The sequence below is a fragment of the Bacteroides cellulolyticus genome, assembly GCF_025567135.1.
GTDB lineage: Bacteria > Bacteroidota > Bacteroidia > Bacteroidales > Bacteroidaceae > Phocaeicola > Phocaeicola cellulolyticus.
The window spans coordinates 673462-693031 of record NZ_JAOQJJ010000001.1; the positions used below are offsets into that span (position 1 = coordinate 673462).

A 19570-nucleotide genomic window follows, 5' to 3' on the forward strand; every position below is an offset into this window, starting at 1 on the left:
GCACAGCGGTTAAGTTAAAAGTAAAAAAAACAAAAAAGTAAGTTTGGAACTTGTAGTTTAGAAAAAAGTTTGTATCTTTGCCATTGAAATAAAATTGTAATAATTACATAATTGAAAGAGAGTATGAACGTTTACGAATATTTGCTTAATTACAACATCAAGCCATCCGTACAACGCATCGCAATTATGGACTATCTCCTAAAGAATCATACTCATCCGTGTATTGATGAGATTTATATGGCTTTGCATGATGATATTCCTACCCTTTCAAAAACAACAGTATATAACACTTTGAAGTTGTTTGTTGAACATGGAGCCGCAAAGATGCTTACGATAGACGAACGTAATGCTTGTTTCGATGGCGATACATCTGCCCATGCACACTTCCAGTGCAAATGCTGCGGTAGGATTTTCGATATGCCAATGCATATAAACGAAAACAAAATGAACGAAATGACAGAAAAAGGTTTTAGCGTGGAAGAAGTTCACAGCTATTACAAAGGTGTCTGTCCTGAATGTAGAAATAACAACTCCGACAAAAACTAAAGTCGGACTGAAAATATTAATTTAACAACTAACTAACTTATTACTATTATGAAGAAATTTATCTGTACAGTATGTGGTTATATCCACGAAGGTGATTCAGCTCCTGAAAAGTGTCCATTGTGTAAAGCTCCTGCTTCTAAATTCAAAGAAATGGAAGAAACAGAAGGTGGTCTTCAGTTTGCAGACGAACACGTTATCGGTGTAGCTAAAGGTTGCGACGAAGAAATGATTAAAGACCTTAACAACCACTTCATGGGCGAATGTACAGAAGTAGGTATGTACTTGGCTATGAGCCGTCAGGCTGACCGCGAAGGCTATCCAGAAGTAGCTGAAGCTTTCAAACGTTACGCTTGGGAAGAAGCTGAACACGCTGCTAAGTTTGCTGAACTTCTTGGTGACTGCGTATGGGATACTAAGACTAACCTTGAAAAGCGTATGAACGCTGAAAGCGGTGCTTGCGCTGACAAGAAACGTATCGCTACTCGCGCTAAAGCTCTTAACCTTGACGCTATCCACGATACAGTTCACGAAATGGCTAAGGACGAAGCTCGTCACGGAAAAGGTTTCGAAGGTTTGTACAACAGATACTTCAAGAAATAATTTACTATTACAGAATAGGTTTATGCCAGGCATACCGGAAGGTATGTCTGGTATTTTTTTATTATCACATCAAAAAAAAGGAATAAATCAGAATTATGCCATCAGGACTTTCCAGTTCTGATCTTCATCTTCTATCAGAACTGATTTATTCTCAATCCAGTCACCGGAATTAAGATAGCGGATATTTCCAAGATGAGTATCTTCCGGGTGATGGATATGTCCGCAAATAATACCGTCGTAATTATTTTTTACGGCAAAGTCTGTTATCTGTTTCTCAAAATTAGTAAAGTTTGAGACAAGTTTTTTTGTCCATCGCTTAATTACCTGAGCGAAAGAGAACGGCTGTTTATGGCGAAAAGCCCTGTATTTGTTATAGAATTCATTCAAGAAAAGAAGAAACTCGTAGCATGAAGCTCCAACTTTTGAGAGCCATGTGGCTTTACGGTTTACGGTATCGAAACAATCACCATGCGTAACAAGGAACTTCTTGCCTCCACTTGAGAGAGTAAAGTCTCTGAATACTTTTATACCTACTATCACCTTACCTACATACCTCTGCATGAAGTCATCGTGATTGCCGTATGTATAAATAACATCAGACGTGCTATTCTTCATCATCTCCGATATGGTACGGAACAGACGCATAAGGTCACTTCTCCAAGCGCACTTTGGATGCTTGTGTATGTACCACCCATCAATAATATCACCATTCAGAATCAACCGTTCGCACGATACCGAACGAAGAAACTGAATAAGTTCATTTACCTTGGCATGAGGCATTCCCAAATGAAGGTCTGATAATATTATTGTCTTATAATGCTTTTTCAAGTGTATGATTGTTTATTAATGCTGATACAAACTTACAAAAAATCTCTGGAATATCCGCCGAATCGCAGCAGATTAACGCAACAGGATTTGATAATTAGGGAGTTAAAAGAAAAACGCAGAAGTTGGGCAGACAGTTGAAAACCGTCTTAAAGCAGATTAAAGCAAAAGAACGGTTTCCTAATCATTACCCGATGAAAGTGCAGATTTAACAGTCCATGTTTCATTTTGCGGCGTTCTGCGCAGCTTTGCTTATCAACAGGTAACTCGTTGATTTATAGTTTTGCAACCAAAAAGAAACGAGTATGGCAAGAAGCACATTCAAGGTGCTGTTCTATGTGAACGGCAGTAAGGAAAAGAACGGAATTGTCCCCATCATGGGACGGGTTACAATCAACGGAACGGTAGCACAGTTCAGCTGCAAGCGGACTATCCCGAAAGAGCTTTGGGATGCCAAAGGGAACAAGGCAAAGGGCAAGAGTATGGAAGCGAGGGAAACCAATCTTGCACTTGACAACATCAAGGCTCAAATCATCAAGCATTACCAGCGTATATCCGACCGTGAAGCCTATGTAACGGCAGAAATGGTACGCAATGCCTATCAGGGATTGGGCGGTGAGTATGAAACGTTGCTCGGTGCTTTTGATAAGGAAAATGAAGTGTTCAAGAAGCGTGTCGGAAAAGACAGGGTCAGGGCTACCTATATGGCAAGGGTACGGGCAAGAAACCATGTGGCGGCATTCATCAGGTCACATTACAAGCGGAACGACATCTCCATGCCTGAACTTACGCCCGACTTCATCAAGGAGTTCGCCGTGTTCCTTTCCAACGAAGCCGGACTGCACAACGGTTCGATATGGGAAAACTGCATGTGGCTGAAAGGGGTGGTGATGCGGGCACATTTCAACGGACATATACCGAGAAATCCATTTGCCCAGTTCCATATAAGCCCGAACACGAAAGAGCGTGAATATCTGACGGAGAATGAGCTGAAAACATTGATGGAATTTCAGTTCAAAGACCCCAAGAACTCCTATCTCCGTGATATTTTTGTTTTCGCCAGTTTTACCGCCCTCTCATTCGTGGATATAAAGGAATTAAGCAACGACCAGATTGTGGAAGTGAACGGTGAGAAATGGATTATTTCCAAACGACACAAGACGGGTGTACCGTTTCAGGTGAAGCTGCTGGATATTCCCTTGCAGATAATCGAGCGTTACATGGCTTTTCAGGAAAACAATCTTGTATTTCCCAATCTCAACTATTGGTCAATATGCAAGCGTATGGGAAAGATGATAAAGGAATGCGGCATCACCAAGAAAATCAGCTTTCATGCAGCAAGGCACGGGTTTGCGACCCTGGCTCTCAGCAAAGGGATGCCAATCGAGAGCGTCAGCCGTATTTTGGGACATACGAACATTGAGACAACGCAAATCTATGCGAAGATAACCGTGCAGAAATTGGATAATGACCTCACGATGCTGGGCGACAAACTGAGCAAATCATTCGGAAACGTGAAAATGGCAGGGATATGAAACGTGAAATAATCACAACGGTCAGCTATGGTAGAATTACCATACCATCCGATACAGGTAATATATGGATGAATGAAATGGAGCTAGTAGAGCTGTTCGGGGTAATCGCCCCGACGCTCCATGCCGCCATTCGTGCCATGTACAAGTGTGGAGTTTTGAATCCTCTTGAAGTTGAAAAACGTATCAAGCTGCCCAACGGCTATTATGCGGACATGTATGCCCTGCCGATGGTGGTGGCACTCGCTTTCCGCATTGACACGTCAGGTGCCGCAACGGTTCGCAATGCACTGCTGGAAAGATTGTGACGACGAAAAGAAAAACAAGTCCTGCTGGTGTCAGTGAATAGCAGAATGCCTAATGAATGTTAGAATGAACTTTTTATGTTCAGCCATTTGATGATTAACAGTTTAATCTGACGTAGTGACGACATGAAGTCATTAAATCCGTAAATCAGTGCGTCAGTCAATCTGTAATTATCTGCAACAACCAGTCCCCGAAGACGTGCATATTCCACGACTTCGGGCTTTTTTATCTCCTTTTACCTGAAAGAGCCACCCGTTTATACTGCATTTTCTTTTGGCATGACCTATTTTGCGCCGTTCCGCATAGATTTGCGTATCAAGATTTTACCGACACTTCCGTAGATTTGCAACCATGTATAACCCGTTGCCGACAGAATGTAGGCAGCACTAAAACCTGCATCAAGAACATGAAGAAAAAAAGAAATCATTTGCGTAGGTACAACTCTCTACAGGATTGTAAATCGGGATTGTCATTATTCACCTATAAGGGGAATAGGACGTCACTACACGGTAAACAAAACACAGCTGGAAAAATTCTGATATTTTGATGAGATGATGAAAGTATATATAAAAATAAAGAGAAACAGCAACTTACGTCTTCATCAACCTTTCAACAAGAGAATCGGGCTGATGAAAAGAGAAAGGACATACCGCACTCTACATCACTTTTCTTTTGGCGAGCGGTTTGATGAAATAATGATAAATGTATATCACTTTGGTTATCAGTATATTATCCAATCAACTCATCAATTCATCGGATTTTCATCTGCCAACAAGTCTGCCGGACAAACGGACGGAAGGAAATGCCACTATCTGCAGACAGGTCGGTCGGACATCCGACCTGCCTGCTGTCCGACCGACCGACAAGGAAAAGCGTATCATATCGACGACAAGAAAAGGTCTGCTTATACCGCTGGTACTCTCACAGGCTTTTGGAAACAGAAAAGCCATAGCTCATTAGGGCATTTTCTTTACGCTGTGCAGGCACAGCTAAAAATGCCCCAATGAGCCAACGGGGTTACACCCCTCTGGACACCCCCGTTTGCCATGCGGCATGACCGCAGCAGACGGAAACCAACAAACCAAATTGTCAAACCAGAAATCGAAAAACAAGCATGGGATATATAAGCATTCAAATCAACAAGGCGAAAGGCTCGGCTGATACGGGCGCATCCGACCACATAGAACGTAAGACCATACCCAAGAACGCCGCCCCGACACGTACACATCTCAACCGTGAACTAGTGGAGTTTCCTGATGGAGTGTCCGACCGTACCGAAGCGATAAGCCATCGCATCCGTACGGCAGGTATCAAACGTAAGATAACCCCCGACCAAGTGCGGGCAATTAGAATCGTGCTTTCGGGTACGCACGAGGATATGACGAGAATACAGGACGGGGGCAGACTTGACGAATGGTGTGATGACAACCTGCAATGGCTACACCGTACATTCGGCAAGGAAAATACAGTTTCAGCAGTCCTGCACATGGATGAGCACACACCGCATATTCATGCCACGGTCGTACCAATAGTAACAGGAGAACGAAGGAAAGCCAAGAAAAAGCAGACGGATGGTAAACGCTCGTACCGCAAGAAAGCCAATACCGTGCGTCTGTGTGCTGACGATGTATTGACACGTGAGAAGCTGGTAACATATCACGACAGTTATGCAAAAGCAATGGAGAAATATGGCTTGCAACGTGGTGTGCGTGGCTCGGAAGCACGCCATACGACAACCGCCCAATACTACCGTGATTTGAAACGGCAAACAGGTGAACTTGAAGCCAACATGCGGCAGTTACAGACCGAGCAGCAACAGGCAGAGCAACAGCTTGACGAGGTAAGGAAGGAGATCAAATCGGAGAAACTGGAAGCAGCCAAGACGGAAGCGAAAGCCGCATTCGTAGCTAAGGTTGGTTCTCTTTTCGGTGGTGGTAAGTTGAAAGAGTTTGAACACAAGAATGAAGATTTGCAAAAGCGCATACAGGAACTTGAAGAAGAAGCCGTACAACGAGAGGAACAACATACCAAGCAGATACAGGAAATGAAGAATGTTTACGAACAACAATACCGCAAGCTGTCGGAATTTACGGATTTTGTCAAACGCTACTTCACTTATGTGGAAAAGCTGATGCCGACCATTAAGTTTTTGCGTGATACTCTGAATTTTGGCGATGGGTTAATCAAAAAGCTGTGCATGTTTAAGGAAATCACCATTAAAGGCGAACTCTATTCTACTGAGTTCCGACAGCACTTTAAGACTGATGGCTCAGTTTGTTCACTTAAAGAAACCTCAGATGGGAAATTTGACCTCAAAATAGATGGCGTTTCACATGTAAACTGGTTCAGACGCAAGAAATACGAGTTTATGGAAGCATTGGGATTACCAACAAAAAGACAAAACAGAGGTATTAAGTTGTAAATCAAAATAAAGTCCGTGATAGTAGAATTCTACTTAACGGATTTTTTATACTTTTGCACATTAGTGTATCCTTTCAAATATTATAAATACCATTCTGTTATGAATATAGATAAAAATGTCATATCAAATTTACTATCGGAAAAAGGAATTCTGAAATTTAAGCCATTTAATCTGAATGACAATACTGAGATATATGCATATTACACAGAAGAACAAGGTAAGAGTATTTTTCACTTCTGTGATAATAAATTACACGAACTAACACGAAATGATATAGGTTTAAAAGATGGTATTCTTTTTATATTAGGGACAAAGGATTCATATTCTTTAATGTCAGAATATACTCATGTAAAAGGACATAATGGGCAAGTAATAGAGAGAGACTCTGATGATGGATGGCTCATTGGTGAGGATAATGTCATATTACAATTTTATATTAATGGATACTTTAAAATATCAGAATATCGTTATGTTTTAGAATCATCTATTATAGAAATAGCTAAAGAAAGCATATTGAATATATGGTCTCCCAATATACATAAATATTACACGGTATACGACGCTAAACGTGATACATTAAAAGAAGACGGAAAAGATGTGTGTTCATATTATGGAAGTATTAAATCGTATCACATATTAAGAGATGCAGATAACGGTTTTTTTGTTACTAATGACAATGGGGATATTATCCATTCTCATATAGATAGCATATGGATTGCAGATAATACTATCAAACTGATTAGTATTGAATATGGAGAAAATTCATTTTTTGTTCTTAAAGATTTAGAGAGTGATAACATAATAAAAATTAGAGTTCCTATCATTTTGCACAATTCATATGGAACACACTTTAAATTCTATGCTGATAATGAAACTTTATGTTGTATATACCGTCAATATGGTAATTATTTCGATGACTATAATAAGGAATTATATAGTCATATTTTTACCATAAACCATCGTACAATACTCTACAATGGTGAATTCTCAAATGATGATGAGATATTGAATATGAAAAATGGAATTCTGACCGTAAAAACAACAAATTATGTAGGAGATTCATGGTGTCCAAGAAGTCTTTGGCGAGCAGTACATAAAATACACTTTTTTGATTATCAACTTGTAAAATTAGGAGAAGCTAATTCTATAAAGGAACAATTTGTTGTCGTAAATAGAGTATATTATAAAGCGGGGAATGACACCTTGGTAAAAGATCTATTGTATGGTGTTCTTGATACTAATGAAATGAAGTTAGTAATCCCAATCAGATATGACAATATCAAAATGCTTTGTAGCGATAATTATTTATGTGTTATACTTGGTATGATAAAATGTGACGGACTAAGTTTAGAGTATGGATTGTTTTGTAATAACAATCTTGTATTACCTATAAATAATGACGAAATCATATTATTAGATAAATCCCAATGCAATATGATAATTAGATGGAAACGGGATAGCAAGTATGGACTAATATGTAATGGCAAGATTTGTCTTAGTAATATTTTTCAATCAATTGAAATAAAAAATGGAAATATAATAATTGGGAATAAGGATAAAATAGGTTTTTACATTCCAGCAAAGGAATACCTTTCACCTATACAATTTGACACAATTTCTTGCATTAGAAATAATATTGTTATTGCTGATAATAATATATTTCAGATTATTGGTAATGAGACAAAGCAATTAACAGCATTTGATGATGATTATGTTTATGAGGATAGTACAGATGAACATTATATGTTTAAGAAGCATGAATTGTCAAGAAAAACGTCAGTCGATGACTATATATGTTATAGAGTAATCAATAATACAATTGAAGAAGTTGCAGTTGAAGATTTGAATCCGTATGATATAGATGAATTAAAAGGGTACAACATTCGTAATGAAAAATTCTATATTATAAATGGGTATTTATATTACAATGTAAAAAATGACTGCTTCGTAGGGTTAGAAGATATGATTGAAGAAGATTTTGGCTCAGTTTATGAAGATGATTATGATTACGAACGTGACACATTTTATGCATTAGGTGGAGAAGATTATGACGAATGGAAAAATAATGGTGGCAATCTTGATGATATGATGGACGGAATGGGATTCTAATTTATAAATTCTTGAAGTGTTAATTCTCCTCTCCTTTTTATTTATTCGTTGTATGCATTCAGATAAAAAGATTATCTTTGTTGTCTCAAAGAGTTACTTGTAAGGCAATATAAAGCAGACCGCAGCAATTAAGACGGTTGCCAAATCATTACCTAAAAATAAGGTAATTCTTCTAACTCTCTTGATTTCAAAAAGGTATATTCCTTATGCAGACTTACGGAAAAATACTTATAAAGAAGAGGTCTATAAAGAAAAAACGAACCCACAACGGTATAAAATCATCCGTCATGGGTTCGTTTCACTATTTAGTAAGTATATTAGTCAAGTTTCAATACAGCTAGGAATGCTTTCTGCGGTACCTCCACAGTACCAATCTGCTTCATACGTTTCTTACCCTTCTTCTGTTTTTCAAGAAGTTTACGCTTACGGCTCACGTCACCACCATAACACTTGGCAGTTACGTCCTTACGCACTGCCTTGATAGTTTCGCGGGCAATGATCTTCGCACCGATTGCAGCCTGAATTGCGATTTCAAACTGCTGGCGTGGGATAAGTTCTTTCAGTTTCTCACACATGCGTCTTCCAAGGTCGTATGCATTGTCGAAATGGGTAAGAGTAGAAAGCGCATCCACAGACTCACCGTTCAAAAGAATATCAAGTTTGACTAGTTTTGAAGGACGGAAGCCAGACTGGTGATAATCAAATGAAGCATATCCCTTGGAGATACTCTTCAGCTTATCATAGAAGTCAATCACGATTTCACCAAGCGGCATCTTGTAATGCAATTCCACACGGTTACCAGATATATAATCCTGACGAACCAACTCACCACGCTTGCCAAGACACAAGGTCATGATTGGACCGATATAATCGGTAGTAGTAATTATGGAAGCATCGATAAACGGCTCCTCAATATGGTCAATCAATGTTGGGTCAGGCATACCGCCAGGGTTGTGCACTTCCTGTACTCCACCCTGTTTGTCGTAAATCATATACGATACGTTAGGCACAGTAGTAATGACGTTCATATCGAACTCGCGGTCCAGACGCTCCTGAACGATTTCCATGTGAAGCAATCCTAGGAATCCGCAACGGAAACCGAATCCCAAAGCCAATGATGATTCAGGCTGGAATGTCAACGAAGCGTCGTTAAGCTGCAGCTTTTCCAATGATGCTCTAAGGTTCTCATAATCTTCGGCCTCGATAGGATAAACACCGGCGAAGACCATAGGCTTGACTTCCTCAAAACCATCGATAGCCTTGTCGCAAGGTTTTGCTATATGAGTAATGGTATCACCAACCTTTACTTCTCTGGATGTCTTGATACCGGAAATGATATATCCAACGTCGCCTGTACGAAGTTCCTTGCGAGGTACCATATCCATCTTCAGTACACCAATCTCATCGGCATCATATTCCTTTCCTGTATTAAAGAATTTTACCTTATCACCTGTACGCAATACTCCATTCTCAATCTTGAAATAAGCAATAATTCCACGGAAAGAATTGAACACAGAGTCGAAGATAAGAGCCTGCAGAGGAGCCTCTTCGTCACCTTCAGGATGAGGGATACGCTCAACAACAGCCTTGAGGATTTCTTCAACGCCCAAACCGGTCTTACCGGATGCACGGATAATATCTTCGCGCTTACATCCCAAAAGGTCGATAATTTCATCTTCCACCTCTTCCGGCATGGCGCTCGCCATATCACACTTGTTCATAACAGGAATAATCTCCAGGTCATGTTCAAGCGCCATATAAAGATTAGAGATTGTCTGAGCCTGCACACCCTGCGAAGCATCTACCACAAGCAACGCACCCTCGCATGCAGCAATGGAGCGTGACACTTCGTACGAGAAGTCCACGTGCCCCGGAGTGTCAATAAGATTAAGGATATACTTTTCACCATTGTAGTTATACTCCATCTGAATGGCGTGACTCTTGATAGTTATACCACGCTCACGTTCCAGATCCATGTCGTCGAGCATCTGTCCTTCAGTGACCTTGATGGTCTGTGTGTATTCCAGCAGTCGGTCAGCCAAAGTTGACTTTCCATGGTCTATATGTGCGATTATGCAGAAATTTCTGATATTCTTCATTCGTTTTCTAATGCGTAAATTTAATTTGAGTGCAAAGATAATGAAAAATCGCCTATTTTCAATGTATGAGAAAAGACATTTAAACACTAAACAACTGATATTTCTCTAATTTATCAGTAAATATTTATGTCATCATAGGAATGAAAAATCAGAATGAAGAATAACAATTCTATCAGAGTAATGAATATTTTTTAGTTAATTTGCAGAACGAACAATAATGTAGTTAATTATGGAACCATCAACTCAGCTTAACGCACACAACAAGCAGGAATTTCCTCCAATGCACACATGCGAACACATAATCAACCGGACAATGATAAATCTCTTCGGATGCGGGAGAGCTGTTTCGGCACATATCGAAAGGAAGAAAAGCAAACTGGATTATGCCATTCCGCAACCTTTAAGTGATGAAGACATTACGAAAATAGAAGAAACTGTGAACAGTGTTATAGCTCAACACCTTGATGTTACCACAGAATTCATAACACAAAAGGAAGCCGCAGACAGATTCGACATGAAACGCCTGCCTGAAAATGCCTCGGACACTGTGAGAATAGTAAAGGTTGGCGATTACGACGAATGCCTCTGCATAGGACTTCACGTACAGAACACATCAGAAATAGGAACATTCAAGATAATAAGCCACGACTATAACGATGGTATTCTGAGGATAAGATTCAAACTTGTTTAAGTGATATGGCAAAAAAGAAAAAAGCGAAAAGCGGTATCAAGTGGAAACCGTTGCTGCTAATCATACTTATAGGATTATGCGCAGGGGGATACTATGTCTATTCGGTGAATAACGACATAGATTTACCGAAACTCCCGGACAATAAAGAGATACAAAAAACATTAAAGAAAACTGTTCAGGAAGCCGATAAGATTAAGGATGAAATAGTAGCACAGGCAGAAAACCTGAAACCTGTAATTGAAAAGATAAGATCAGGAAACAAGGAAGAGACAACCGCATCTACAGAAGCTCCTAAACTTAATCTGGGAATACCTGTTTATACATATCCTGGAAGATACGAAAAGGAAATCATCATCAACAGAACAGGATATACACTATCGTACAACCAGTATTATAAAAACCCTAATTGGGTGGCATGGGAACTGACAAGGGAAGAGACTAAAGGAGAAACAGAAAGATATGACAAGTTCATGCCCGACCCGGACCTGCCTGAACCGAGAGTAGTACACAAAGACTATACGAAAAGCGGATACGACAGAGGGCACATGGCTCCGGCAGCGGATATGAAATGGAGCAAACAGGCTATGATAGAATCATTCTATATGAGCAATATCTGTCCTCAAGTTGGTAACCTGAACCGTGGGGACTGGAACGACCTGGAAGAACTTTGCAGAAACTGGGCAGACAAATACGGAAGGATATACATTGCCTGCGGACCTATTTTTGATTCCAAATCACCTAAGAGGATTGGTGGGCATAAGGTTGCCGTACCAGACAGATTCTTCAAGGTTATACTTATATATAATAGAAAGAATCCTATAGCCATGGGATTTATATTCAAAAACATCGCCCGTTCACAAGATATTGAAAAATACATGGTGACGGTGGATAGCGTGGAGAATGTCACAGGGATGGACTTCTTCTCGAAACTACCTGATGAAGTGGAAAACAGAATAGAAAGTATTATTCCACAATTGCCTGGTAAGAAATAAGGCTAAAAAAATGGGACACGTATCAAATGTGAAATCGTGTCCCATTAATATTATATAGCAATTGTATTAAATTAATTAGTGCCGGCTTCTCCTATATAATTTACATTTATCGTAGGAGTAGCACCAGAAGCTGTTATTTCCCAAATTTCTGCAGCTTTCCACACGGTACCATCTGTAACTGTAAGATCACTGGCATTTTCAAGTTCTGTATAATTATTTCCACCTACTTCTACGCAATGGTCTATCCCACTCGTTGCAATATTATTGCCTACCAAGTTAATATCTGATACATTTTCAGGCAAAACTGCATAACATGAAGTTACATGTCCGTTATTATATCCCGCAATAGCACCTATATTATTACCAGCATTACCAAGCAATGATACATGTGTTGAATAGCATCCATAAACATAAGCAGACGAGCTGTAATTGTAACCAACGATTCCACCCATAGCCTCCGAGTTTAAATCTTGTGCACCAACTGTAGTATATGCAGAATAACTTGCAACGACTTCTCCACGAGCATTGTAACCTACTACACCACCAAGTCGAGTACTGTTTTGACCTGATTCATGAATAATTACACTTCTATAAACTACACACTGTGCAACTGTTCCAAAAGCATTTTCTCCTGCTATTCCTCCAGCCCAAACACCAGAAATATTAGCTTTTTCAACTGCACATTTCAGCAAACGTCCACTTGTCGATACATTATTTTCTTCTGAATTTGAAGCTACTATTCCTCCGGCACGAGAACTTGAACCTGTCGCTTTTATTTGGGTATTATCACCAGACACTGTACAATATTCTATTTTACCATAATTATAAGCAGAAATACCACCAGCCAAATAGTTGCCATTTATTGTAACATCCTGTACATTACAGTTATTAACCTGCACACTGTTATTACCTGTTATGGCACCGGCATTATTTCCTGAAACTTTAGAATTACTTACGTTACAATTATCAATTATACCCAAGTTGGCACCTGCTACCACACCTGCATACGAAGAGCCATCGCCCGTTATTGTTGCATCTGAAAATTTAAGATCATGAACCTTGCCACCTTCCGCAAGTCCACCAAAGAAACCTACATTACCACTTACATTATTTATATTTAGGTTATGTATAGTTTTTCCATTACCATCAAAATTACCGGAATATCCTTCACCGGCAGTCATACTACTTCCTACAGGAGTCCATGTTTTACCATCCATATAAATATCTGCATCCAAAACTACATCTGTAGTTAACTTGTTTGAACTTCCAGACCAATTAACCAAATCATCAGCAGTACTAATATGAACAATTTCCTTAAACTCATCAGGTGTAATAGTTCCCAAATCCAATATATGTCCTGCTGTCAATTTTACCGGATTACCGCCCCTACGTTTCCACTCTTTTCCATTACTGTCATAAAGAACAAGTGTAATTCCCTTTTTTAATTCTAAAGGAGCAACTACGAAATAATAGTCAGTACCTGTAACAAAACCTTCATTGCTTGTCAAAGTTACTCCGGTTCCTTCACCCGTTTCAACCGTGGTTACAGGAGCATTGCCACTAACATTAATATTCAACGTACCGGCCAATGACTCTCCATCATTTCCACGGAACATTGCTTTCACAACATTTGTAACGCCAGTTCCAAGTGTAAACTTCACTACAGCACAAGCATTTTTAAAATTCAATGACTTATCAGTACCGGACTTTGCCACTGACGGATTAAGCATCTTGGCAAAACTACCTTCAAGTGCAGTTTGTTCGGCAGACAGCGTAGTAGTTATCTCACTACCTGAAATCGTTGCTTTTTCATTATAAGGATATAATGCATAATATGTCCCTAAATTGTCTTGCACTGTCCCAGTAAATGTAACAGATGGTCCACTTGTCGAGGTTGTAAATTTATTATTGCTATCTGAATCAAATAAAGATATAGCATCATCAGCTTCCCATTCAACTTTATTATTTTCAGTTAAAACAGTACGCGACATAGCATCAATACCAGCCTTAAACTCCATTTTAACTTTTTCAACACTTGAAGAAGAATCTGTATCCGAAGTAACTTCTTCTTTAGCGCAAGAATACAATAATGTAGTTCCTAAAACAAGAAACGGTATAAAATATTTTTTCATACTTAAAATCTTAATTTACCACACATATTCATCTTCTGTAAATCCATCGTGCGTTACCTGAACACTACTATTAAGGATGGCACATTCACTATCCAAGTTTATCACTTGACATTCCGGAGCTTCATAAGCCTCCACTTCCATTATAACATTGTTTGCTTTCATTTTTTCCACTTGTTTAATATCAATTATGTAAAGATATATATAATTTTTGTAATTGTATCTATTTATTCCTGTTAATTTACAAATATCTTATTACTTATATATCAAAAAAACTTTATTCAGAGATAAATAATATAAAAGTATATATTGCAATAAATTATGTTGTAAAGCAAACTTTTTGATATAAAAGTTAGGAATTAAATATTATTTAGTTACTTTTGCAAAAACGAATCAGGTAGGCAGAAATAAGACAAATATATGAATGTAGCAATCATAAAATACAATGCAGGAAACATTTTCTCAGTAGATTATGCTTTAAAGCGTATTGGAGTGACACCTGTCATAACATCCGACAAGGAGACACTTCTTAAAGCTGACAAAGTGATATTTCCAGGTGTAGGTGAGGCTGAAACCACAATGAAATATCTGAAAGAACAGAATTTGGATATATTGATAAAGGACTTAAAGCAGCCGGTTTTAGGAATATGCTTGGGTATGCAGCTTATGTGTAAATATTCCGAAGAAGGAAATACAGAATGCCTCGGAATTTTTGATACAGATGTAAAGAGATTCTGTCCGCAAAGACACATTGACAAGGTGCCACACATGGGATGGAACACTATCGAGAATACCGTAAGCCCTCTGTTTAAAGGATTCGACAAGGATGAGTATGTTTATTTCGTCCACAGCTATTATGTTCCGCTGAACGATTTCACAGCCGCACGTACCAACTACATTCTTCCTTACAGTTCTGCGCTGCACAAAGACAACTTCTATGCCACACAGTTCCACCCTGAAAAGAGTGGAAAAACGGGAGAAAGAATCTTGAGAAATTTCTTAGAACTATAAACACATAATAATATTATGATAGAAATAATTCCTGCCATAGACATAATCGACGGAAAATGCGTCCGCCTCTCAAAAGGAGACTATGACTCTAAAAAGATATACAATGAAAATCCTGTTGAAGTAGCAAAAGAATTTGAGGCATACGGTATAAGACGATTACACGTAGTTGACCTGGACGGAGCCAAATCAAAACATATTGTCAACTACAGGATCTTGGAGCAACTGGCCGGAAGAACCTCTCTTATTATCGATTTCGGAGGAGGAATAAAATCAGATGAAGATCTTATTATAGCTTTCGATAACGGTGCACAGATGGTTACCGTGGGAAGTATAGCAGTAAAAAATCCTCAACTGTTCGAAAAATGGCTGAACAAATACGGTCACGAACAGATAATTCTGGGAGCCGACGTAAAAGACAACAAAATAGCTATTAACGGCTGGAAAGAAGAAAGCGACATTATGCTTGAAGATTTTCTGAACAATTATACAGCCAAAGGAGTATCTAAAGTTCTTTGTACAGACATAAGCAAGGACGGAATGCTGGAAGGCCCGTCAATAGAACTTTACAAAAACATAATGGCAAACCATCCGGATATGCATCTGATAGCCAGTGGAGGAGTAAGCTGCCTGGATGATATATACAGACTGGATGAAGCAGGTATTCCTGCAGTGGTATTCGGGAAAGCCATATATGAAGGTAAAATCAAACTAAAGGACTTGTCCGATTTATCAAACTCTGACAAACAAGACTGATTATGCTTGCAAAAAGAATTATACCATGCCTTGACATAAAAGACGGACAGACCGTAAAAGGTACAAACTTCGTAAATCTGCGTCAGGCAGGCGACCCGGTGGAATTGGGAAAAGCTTATAGTGAACAAGGCGCAGACGAGCTTGTTTATCTTGACATCACAGCCAGCCACGAAGGAAGAAAAACATTTACAGATCTTGTGAAGCGAATAGCTGCACAGATTAACATTCCCTTCACCGTAGGCGGCGGAATAAACGAGCTTAAAGATGTTGACAGATTGCTCAATGCCGGAGCTGATAAGGTATCTATAAACTCCGCAGCAATAAGAAATCCGATGCTTGTGGATGAAATAGCAAAACACTTCGGATCACAAGTTTGCGTTGTAGCCATTGATGCCAGACAGACAGCCAATGGCTGGAAATGTTATCTTAACGGCGGAAGAGTGGAAACCGAAAGATACCTTTACGAATGGGCAAAGGAAGTCAATGACCGTGGAGCAGGAGAAATCCTGTTCACAAGTATGGATCATGACGGAGTGAAAACCGGATATGCCAACGAAGCATTGGCGCACCTGAGCGAGACACTGGACATTCCTGTTATCGCCTCAGGCGGTGCCGGAAAAATGGAGCATTTCAGAGACGCATTTACTTTGGGTAAAGCAGACGCCGCACTCGCTGCAAGCGTGTTCCACTTTGGAGAAATACCTATAATGAAACTGAAAGAGTATCTTCATAAAGAAGGTATTTCCGTAAGACTTTAAATACACATACATATTAACCGAAAAAAGATTATAGAATTATGGAATTGAATTTTGACAAAATGAACGGACTGGTTCCTGCCATCATACAAGACAACTACACTCAGAAAGTACTTATGCTGGGCTTCATGAACGAAGAAGCATACCAGAAAACAGTAGAAACAGGCAAGGTAACTTTCTTCAGCCGCACAAAGAACAGACTTTGGACCAAAGGTGAGGAAAGCGGAAACTTCCTGAACGTGGTATCTATAAAAGCCGACTGTGATAACGATACTCTCCTCATAATGGTGAACCCTGTAGGACCTGTCTGCCACCTTGGCACAGATACTTGCTGGGGAGACAAAAACGAGCAGGACATAATGTTCCTTAAAGAGCTTCAGGACTTCATCTGCAAACGACATGAAGAAATGCCTGAAAAATCATATACAACAAGTCTCTTCCAGTCGGGAGTGAACAAAATGGCGCAGAAAGTGGGTGAAGAAGCCGTTGAAACTGTAATCGAAGCATGCAACGGTACCGACGAAAGACTTATTTATGAAGGAGCAGACCTCCTCTATCACCTTATAGTATTGCTTACTTCGAAAGGTTACCGTATAGAAGATCTGGCAAGAGAACTGAAAGAACGCCACAGTGAAACCTGGAAAAAACATTAATCGATGAGCGAAGCACCACTTATATCATACAGCAATGTAAGTATCTGGCAACAGGAACAGGAGATTCTGGAAAATATCAATTTCAGCATCAATCCAGGAGAGTTTGTCTATCTTATAGGTAAGGTAGGAAGCGGAAAATCCACTTTCCTGAAATCCATATATGGCGAACTTGACATAAAGGATGGTAATGCTACAGTGCTGGGTTATGACATGAAAAGTATAAAAAGAAAACATATCCCTGCACTAAGAAGAAGAATAGGTATCGTTTTTCAGGACTTCCAGCTACTTACAGACCGTACGGTAAAAGAAAATTTGGAATTTGTACTGAAAGCAACCGGATGGAAAAACAATAACGACATCCAGGCCAGAATAACAGAAGTTCTTACGCAGGTAGGGATGGAAACCAAAGGATACAAGATGCCTAACGAACTGTCCGGAGGCGAACAGCAGCGAATTGTAATAGCCAGGGCAATCCTGAACAAGCCTGAACTTATTCTGGCAGACGAACCGACAGGTAATCTTGATGTGGAAACCGGTCATCGTATTGTTGAGCTCCTCAGGGAAATATGTTCTCAAGGCTCGGCGATAATAATGACCACTCACAATATAAACTTGCTTTCGGAATACCCCGGCAAAGTATATAAATGTGAGTCGCACAAGCTGGAAGAGCAGCAGAATTCATAAAAAAATCAAACATGAACGTAAAATCGGCATAAAAACAAAAAGAAATTGATTATTATTGCTAATTTTGCATTCTGATATTTAATTATTAACAATCCATTAAAATTCGAAACGTAAAATGAAGGTTTTAAAGTTTGGAGGAACATCGGTAGGCTCTGCACAGAGAATGAAAGATGTTGCCAAATTGATTTCTGACGGCGAGCAGAAAATAGTAGTACTCTCCGCAATGTCGGGTACAACTAACACATTAGTTGAAATTTCGGATTATCTGTACAAGAAAAATCCTGAAGGTGCGAATGAAATCATCAATAAGCTGGAAGCAAAATATAAACAGCATATAGATGAACTTTATTCTACCGAAGAATATAAACAGAAGACATTGGAATTCGTAAAGTCAGTATTTGACTATATCCGTTCATATACAAAAGACATTTTCACTTTGTTCGAAGAAAAGGTTATCCTGGCTCAGGGAGAAATCATTTCTACAAACATGGTGACAAACTACCTTTGCGAACAAGGTATCAATGCTGTTCTTCTGCCAGCATTGGAATTCATGCGTACTGACAAGAACAGCGAACCTGACCTGACTTATATCCGTGAGAAATTAGCCCTTCAACTTGAAGCAAATCCAGGATATGAAATCTATATCACTCAGGGTTATATCTGCCGAAACGCTTACGGCGAAATAGACAACTTGCAGAGAGGTGGCAGCGACTACACTGCATCTCTGATCGGTGCGGCTGTCAACGCTTCTGAAATCCAGATATGGACTGATATCGACGGTATGCACGACAATGACCCTCGTATCGTTGAGAAGACTTCTCCAGTACGTCAGTTACACTTTGAAGAAGCTGCAGAACTGGCTTACTTCGGTGCAAAAATTCTTCACCCTACATGTGTGCAGCCTGCTAAATACGCAAATATCCCAGTAAGACTGCTTAACACTATGGAGCCAAGCGCACCTGGTACACTTATCTCTAACGAAACAGAGAAAGGCAAGATTAAAGCTGTAGCAGCAAAAGACAATATCACTGCTATCAAGATCAAGTCAAGCCGTATGCTGCTTACTCACGGATTCCTCCGCAAGGTATTCGAAATATTCGAAAGCTACCAGACTGCCATCGATATGGTTTGTACTTCAGAAGTTGGAGTATCGATGTCTATCGACAATACAAAGCACCTCAACGAAATTGTTGACGACCTGAAGAAATACGGTACAGTTACTGTTGATCAGGACATGTGTATCGTATGTGTGGTAGGTGACCTGGAATGGGAAAACGTAGGTTTCGAATCTAAAGCTCTTCAGGCTATGAAAGAAGTTCCTGTTCGTATGATTTCATACGGAGGAAGCAACTACAACATCTCTTTCCTTATCCGTGAAGAAGACAAGAAACGTGCACTGCAGTCTCTGAGCGATGTTTTATTCAACAATAAATAAACATCTATAATATAAAGGCGAATGGCTG

General features: G+C 39.5%; 20 protein-coding genes. 15 read left to right on the plus strand and 5 right to left on the minus strand.

Annotated elements, in window-relative coordinates:
- Positions 1-123 precede the first annotated feature (123 nt).
- The gene (locus OCV82_RS02910) at positions 124-546 is read left to right on the plus strand and encodes a Fur family transcriptional regulator (protein ID WP_154043017.1); all 423 of its coding nucleotides are present in this window, start codon (positions 124-126) and stop codon (positions 544-546) included.
- A 48-nt stretch (positions 547-594) separates the two neighbouring features.
- Positions 595-1146, plus strand: coding sequence for an NADH peroxidase (locus tag OCV82_RS02915; RefSeq protein ID WP_154043018.1), 552 nt, complete (start codon positions 595-597; stop codon positions 1144-1146).
- A gap of 93 nt (positions 1147-1239) precedes the next feature.
- On the opposite strand, the gene OCV82_RS02920 is transcribed toward OCV82_RS02915, so the two are convergent.
- Positions 1240-1974, minus strand: coding sequence for a UDP-2,3-diacylglucosamine diphosphatase (locus tag OCV82_RS02920; RefSeq protein WP_239469579.1), 735 nt, complete (start codon positions 1972-1974; stop codon positions 1240-1242).
- 302 nt (positions 1975-2276) lie between these two features.
- On the opposite strand from OCV82_RS02920, the gene OCV82_RS02925 reads away from it, so the two are divergent.
- Positions 2277-3506 (plus strand): site-specific integrase, encoded by a 1230-nt coding sequence (locus tag OCV82_RS02925; RefSeq protein WP_154043020.1) that lies wholly within the window; start codon positions 2277-2279, stop codon positions 3504-3506.
- Positions 3503-3811, plus strand: a complete 309-nt coding sequence (locus tag OCV82_RS02930) for a hypothetical protein (RefSeq protein ID WP_262542838.1) — start codon at positions 3503-3505, stop codon at positions 3809-3811. The genes OCV82_RS02925 and OCV82_RS02930 overlap by 4 nt, the downstream gene beginning before the upstream one ends.
- 59 nt (positions 3812-3870) lie before the next feature.
- Here the strand turns inward: OCV82_RS02930 and OCV82_RS02935 are convergent, their stop codons facing one another.
- Positions 3871-4020, minus strand: coding sequence for a hypothetical protein (locus tag OCV82_RS02935; protein WP_262542840.1), 150 nt, complete (start codon positions 4018-4020; stop codon positions 3871-3873).
- A gap of 340 nt (positions 4021-4360) precedes the next feature.
- On the opposite strand from OCV82_RS02935, the gene OCV82_RS02940 reads away from it, so the two are divergent.
- From OCV82_RS02940 to OCV82_RS02950, 3 genes are all read left to right on the plus strand, one after another.
- Entirely contained in the window at positions 4361-4816 is a 456-nt protein-coding gene (locus OCV82_RS02940) for a hypothetical protein (protein WP_154043021.1), read from the plus strand.
- Positions 4817-4923: 107 nt separating this feature from the next.
- Positions 4924-6231: a MobV family relaxase gene (gene mobV, locus OCV82_RS02945; RefSeq protein WP_154043022.1), complete on the plus strand. Its 1308-nt coding sequence runs from the start codon at positions 4924-4926 to the stop codon at positions 6229-6231.
- Between the two features lie 99 nt (positions 6232-6330).
- Complete coding sequence (locus tag OCV82_RS02950) at positions 6331-8340, plus strand: hypothetical protein (RefSeq protein WP_154043023.1); 2010 nt, start codon at positions 6331-6333, stop codon at positions 8338-8340.
- A 317-nt stretch (positions 8341-8657) separates the two neighbouring features.
- Here OCV82_RS02950 and lepA read toward each other — a convergent pair whose 3' ends face one another.
- Positions 8658-10439, minus strand: a complete 1782-nt coding sequence (gene lepA / locus OCV82_RS02955; protein ID WP_154043024.1) for a translation elongation factor 4 — start codon at positions 10437-10439, stop codon at positions 8658-8660.
- Between the two features lie 229 nt (positions 10440-10668).
- Here lepA and OCV82_RS02960 point away from each other — a divergent pair, with 229 nt between their 5' ends.
- Positions 10669-11130: an alanyl-tRNA editing protein gene (locus OCV82_RS02960; protein WP_154043025.1), complete on the plus strand. Its 462-nt coding sequence runs from the start codon at positions 10669-10671 to the stop codon at positions 11128-11130.
- 5 nt (positions 11131-11135) lie between these two features.
- Complete coding sequence (locus tag OCV82_RS02965; RefSeq protein WP_154043026.1) at positions 11136-12122, plus strand: DNA/RNA non-specific endonuclease; 987 nt, start codon at positions 11136-11138, stop codon at positions 12120-12122.
- Between the two features lie 71 nt (positions 12123-12193).
- Here the strand turns inward: OCV82_RS02965 and OCV82_RS02970 are convergent, their stop codons facing one another.
- Positions 12194-14254, minus strand: a complete 2061-nt coding sequence (locus OCV82_RS02970; protein ID WP_154043027.1) for a fimbrillin family protein — start codon at positions 14252-14254, stop codon at positions 12194-12196.
- Positions 14255-14269: 15 nt separating this feature from the next.
- Complete coding sequence (locus OCV82_RS02975) at positions 14270-14416, minus strand: hypothetical protein (RefSeq protein WP_262542845.1); 147 nt, start codon at positions 14414-14416, stop codon at positions 14270-14272.
- Between the two features lie 255 nt (positions 14417-14671).
- On the opposite strand from OCV82_RS02975, the gene hisH reads away from it, so the two are divergent.
- The 6 genes from hisH to OCV82_RS03005 all read left to right on the plus strand — a co-directional run bounded on the left by hisH (position 14672) and on the right by OCV82_RS03005 (position 19542).
- Complete coding sequence (gene hisH / locus OCV82_RS02980) at positions 14672-15262, plus strand: imidazole glycerol phosphate synthase subunit HisH (RefSeq protein WP_154043028.1); 591 nt, start codon at positions 14672-14674, stop codon at positions 15260-15262.
- A 15-nt stretch (positions 15263-15277) separates the two neighbouring features.
- Positions 15278-16015 (plus strand): 1-(5-phosphoribosyl)-5-[(5-phosphoribosylamino)methylideneamino]imidazole-4-carboxamide isomerase, encoded by a 738-nt coding sequence (gene hisA / locus OCV82_RS02985; RefSeq protein WP_154043029.1) that lies wholly within the window; start codon positions 15278-15280, stop codon positions 16013-16015.
- Positions 16016-16017: 2 nt separating this feature from the next.
- Positions 16018-16773, plus strand: a complete 756-nt coding sequence (gene hisF / locus OCV82_RS02990) for an imidazole glycerol phosphate synthase subunit HisF (RefSeq protein ID WP_154043030.1) — start codon at positions 16018-16020, stop codon at positions 16771-16773.
- A 38-nt stretch (positions 16774-16811) separates the two neighbouring features.
- Positions 16812-17423 carry a bifunctional phosphoribosyl-AMP cyclohydrolase/phosphoribosyl-ATP diphosphatase HisIE gene (gene hisIE, locus OCV82_RS02995; RefSeq protein ID WP_154043031.1) on the plus strand — a complete coding sequence of 204 codons (612 nt, stop codon included), beginning with the start codon at positions 16812-16814 and terminating at the stop codon, positions 17421-17423.
- Positions 17424-17426: 3 nt separating this feature from the next.
- Entirely contained in the window at positions 17427-18107 is a 681-nt protein-coding gene (locus tag OCV82_RS03000; protein ID WP_154043032.1) for a cell division ATP-binding protein FtsE, read from the plus strand.
- Positions 18108-18222: 115 nt separating this feature from the next.
- Positions 18223-19542 (plus strand): aspartate kinase, encoded by a 1320-nt coding sequence (locus tag OCV82_RS03005; protein ID WP_154043033.1) that lies wholly within the window; start codon positions 18223-18225, stop codon positions 19540-19542.
- Positions 19543-19570: the final 28 nt, after the last annotated feature.